At 71.1% G+C, this 3,521-nt stretch carries 4 protein-coding genes; 3 read left to right on the forward strand and 1 reads right to left on the reverse strand.

Features of this window, described 5'->3' with window-relative positions; all coding sequences use genetic code 11:
* The 3 genes from AB0I79_RS63180 to AB0I79_RS63190 all read left to right on the forward strand — a co-directional run.
* Nucleotides 1-234: hypothetical protein (locus AB0I79_RS63180; protein WP_357896325.1), on the forward strand; the 234-nt coding region annotated here is incomplete at its 5' end.
* 444 nt (nucleotides 235-678) lie between these two features.
* The gene (locus tag AB0I79_RS63185) at nucleotides 679-1,002 is read left to right on the forward strand and encodes an STAS domain-containing protein (RefSeq protein ID WP_357896328.1); all 324 of its coding nucleotides are present in this window, start codon (nucleotides 679-681) and stop codon (nucleotides 1,000-1,002) included.
* A gap of 300 nt (nucleotides 1,003-1,302) precedes the next feature.
* Nucleotides 1,303-2,199 (forward strand): YihY/virulence factor BrkB family protein, encoded by an 897-nt coding sequence (locus AB0I79_RS63190; protein ID WP_357896331.1) that lies wholly within the window; start codon nucleotides 1,303-1,305, stop codon nucleotides 2,197-2,199.
* A 58-nt stretch (nucleotides 2,200-2,257) separates the two neighbouring features.
* Here the strand turns inward: AB0I79_RS63190 and AB0I79_RS63195 are convergent, their stop codons facing one another.
* Nucleotides 2,258-3,196 carry a LysR family transcriptional regulator gene (locus AB0I79_RS63195; RefSeq protein WP_357896334.1) on the reverse strand — a complete coding sequence of 313 codons (939 nt, stop codon included), beginning with the start codon at nucleotides 3,194-3,196 and terminating at the stop codon, nucleotides 2,258-2,260.
* Between the last annotated feature and the right edge of the window lie 325 nt (nucleotides 3,197-3,521).

Here is a 3,521-nt window from a genome sequence, read left to right on the forward strand (position 1 = left end):
GGCGCCCGGCCGCTGCGGCGTACGATCCAGCGCGAGCTGGAGGACTCGCTGTCGGAGAAGATCCTCTACGGCGAGCTCCGGCCCGGCCAGGTCGTCAAGGTCACCGTCGACGATCTGGGGCTCGTCTTCACCAGCGAGAGCGCGCTCGCCCCCATGGACGACGCCGACAGCGGGGAAACCGCCGCCGCCGGCGGGGAAACCGGCAATTCATGCACAGCTCATCTCTTCACCTGATAACCAGAGCTGGAATGAATCGGCGCATCTATTCCAGGGCAACATTCAGGGCCATTCATAAGGTAAAGTAAAGAAACCGAGGACTTATCGAGCGTTGGCATTCAGGTCGGCGACGCCCCCGGCGAACCACCACCGGCCCTTCGGAGGGCCCGGACAGGCCAGGCGCCCCATGACGTCGATCCCTCCTTCTCGGCCCGCACCACTCAGCTCCGCCTCATCGGCGATTCCTCGGGTCTCCTCCGCGCCACGGCTCAGCCTCCACCCGGTGCCGGACCGGCAGGCCGTGATGGACGGGGCCGGCGAACGGCCAGCTCCGGCGTGACCCCACGTGCGTCTGCCGGCCGGATCGAGCGGTTCAGGGCACCGCCCGCTCTGGCGGCGGAGGACCGATCTCCGGCCGGCAGGCATCCCGTCCGTTCCGGCTTCTCCAGTGAGGAGACCTCCATGACCGCCATCGACTCCGCCCCACTCGGCGAACCGGGCACCGCAGCTCCGACTCTTGTGCATCTGTCGGGGGACATCGACCTCTTCACCACGGCCCGGCTGCGCCAGCGGCTGATCAACGTCCTCGGCTCCAGCACCGGCCTGCTCGTCCTGGACCTGTCCCAGGTCACCTTCTGCAGCACCGGCGGGCTCGGGGTGCTGATCGGCGTCCAAGGCCGCGCCCGGGCCCGGGGCATCACGCTCGCCCTCACCGGAGTTCCGCCGCGCGTCGCCCGGCTGCTGCAGATCAGCGGGCTGGACCGCCGCTTCCCGATCAGAACGTGACCGGCATGCCGGCCCTCGCCGCCTCGCCGCGCTGAGCCGTCTCCCCGCGCTGAGCCGTCTCGCCGCGCTGAGCCACCTCCCCGCGCTGAGCCACCCGCGCCCAGCCATGACGGATTTTCGCCGTCCCGCAGGCCCGGCGCGCTTCGAGCCAGTAAGGGGTAGGCCGGAGAAATGAAATCCGCGTCACGGGGTAGGGGCCGTTTCCCCTATCAGATATCCACGACGGCGCGGTGAGCCATTTCCTGTGAAACGACCACGGCGCGCGATCACGGTCGCGTCCCCCGGCCTTCCGGCCCGGCCATGAGGGCGGCCCAGCGCTGGGCCGGCCGGCTGGCGGCCTGCTGGAAGCGAGCCAGGAGCCGGCATGCCTGGCTGGATCACACGGTGCGGGCCCTGATCCGCTACGACAAGGCCGACGCCGGCCGGCTGGCGGCCGCCCTCACCTACTACGCCTTCTTCGCCACCTTCGCCCTGGCCCTGCTGGGGTTCGCCGTCCTCAGCCGCGTCCTGGACCAGCCGGCGGTGCTGACCGAGATGCAGCGCTACCTGAGCGACACCTTCCCGCGCCTGGACGTCCAGGCGCTTCGCGACGCCGGAGGAACGGCCGGGCTGGTGGCCTGCGTGGTGCTCCCGCTGACGGGCCTGTTCTGGATGGACACGCTCCGCTCGGCGACCAGGGCGATCTGGCGGCTGGAGGAGTATCCGGGCGGCTTCTTCCTGCGCCAGCTCATCGACCTGGGCATCCTGGCAGGGCTCGGGGTGCTGCTCTCCCTGTCGCTCGCCGTCGCCTTCGCCGCCGAATGGGTGCTGACCTGGCTCGCGGTGAACACCGTGGGCGTGCAGGCCGCCCCCGCCCAGTGGGTGCTGTCCGTGGCGGCGTTCGTGCTGGGATTCGGGGTCAACACCTTGCTGGCCATGGCCCTGCTCACCGCGCCACCACGGCTGCACTTACCGCCGCGCCGCGTGATCGGGCCGGCGCTCGTCATCACGATCGGCCTGGAGATCCTCAAGACCATCGGCCAGGCCCTGCTCAACCTCACCGCCGCCAACCCCGCCTACCAGGTCGTCACCGGAGCGGTGGCGATGCTGCTCTTCCTCAAGGTGCTCAACCAGCTCATCCTGTTCGCCACCGCGCTGGCGGCCACCAGCACCACCGGAGCCGTCACCGACCTGGCCGACCGGGCAGATCCGCCGTGACCTCGGGATGGGTTCGACGGTCGCGGTTCGCGCGACGGGGCTGGCCGGCCGCGCCCGTTCACCTGATGACGTTCGAGGCCCTCTCGCCGGGTGCGGGCCCGGTGGCGGAGCTGATGGGTTCCAGCCAGCCGAGCCGCTCCGCCAGGCGCTGGGCGCTGTCGATGACGGTGGCGATGTGGGAAGAGGGGTTGTCCTGGTGCCACAGCAGGGACCAGGGATAGTGCGTGGCGGGCTCGGTCAGGGGCCGCCAGGTGGTGCCCGGCCGGTTGGAGGTGCGGAAGGAGGAGGGGACGCAGTACACGCAGCGGTGCTGGAGGACGAGGTCGGCGGCGGCGCGGCTGCTCTGCACGGTGCCCTCGTAGACGGTGGGCGCGAACCCGGCAGAACGACACAGCGTGATGACGAACTGGTTGAGCTCCGGGGTCTGCGACTCCTCGCCGAGGAGCAGGTACTCCTCGGAAAGGGCGGCGACGGGTACGCCGTCGAGTTCGGCGAAGTGGTGCTCGTCGGGCACCAGCACGCCGAGCGGGTCGAGCCTGACCAGCTTGGCGGCGACGTCGGCCGGGGCCTGGGAGGCATGTCCGATGGCGACGTCCAGGCGGCCGTCGGCCAGTTGCCGGTACTGCTCGGTGGTGCCCGCCTCGACCTGGTGGATCGTGATGCCGGGATGGGTGTGCTGGAGCTCGCGCAGGATCTGCGGCATGGTGTCGTAGCCGGCGTCGATGATGCCGGCGCGCAGCGTGGGCGCGGACGTGGCGGCGTTGCGCGCCGCCTGCGCGGCCCGGCCCACGTGGTCGAGGATCTGCCGGGCCTCGACGAGGAGGGCGGCGCCCGCCGGGGTGAGGTCGACGTGGTGGGTGCTGCGGTCCAGCAGCCGCACGCCCAGCTCGCGTTCCAGCCGCTGGATCTGCTGGCTCAGCGCGGACTGCACGATGTGCTCGCGTGCGGCCGCCCGGCCGAAATGCAGTTCCTCGGCCAGCGTTACGAAATAGCGCAATTGACGCAACTCCACGCCCGCCACCCCTGCCCATCCAGGCGGCGCCTATCCGGGTCCTCGCTCCCACTCCAGGTAACTGGTGGTGGCGTGGACCCGTGGAGGAACGTCGGTGTCACTCGCCGTGCCGGACCGGCGCGGGGGCCGCGACACCGGCCCCCTCGTCGCGGGGCCCGGTCATGGGCCCGGACGTGGGCCTCGGTCGTCCGCTGACGGCATCGGAGACCGGGCGCGGGCTTGCCGCTGCGGGGCGGCGCGGCGGCGTTGGATGCGCTCCTCGTCCGGCCAGTGCACGTTGCTCACCCAGCCGAGCCGCTCGAACAGTCCG

The sequence above is a fragment of the Nonomuraea sp. NPDC050202 genome, from assembly GCF_040656115.1.
In the GTDB taxonomy this organism is placed as follows: domain Bacteria; phylum Actinomycetota; class Actinomycetes; order Streptosporangiales; family Streptosporangiaceae; genus Nonomuraea.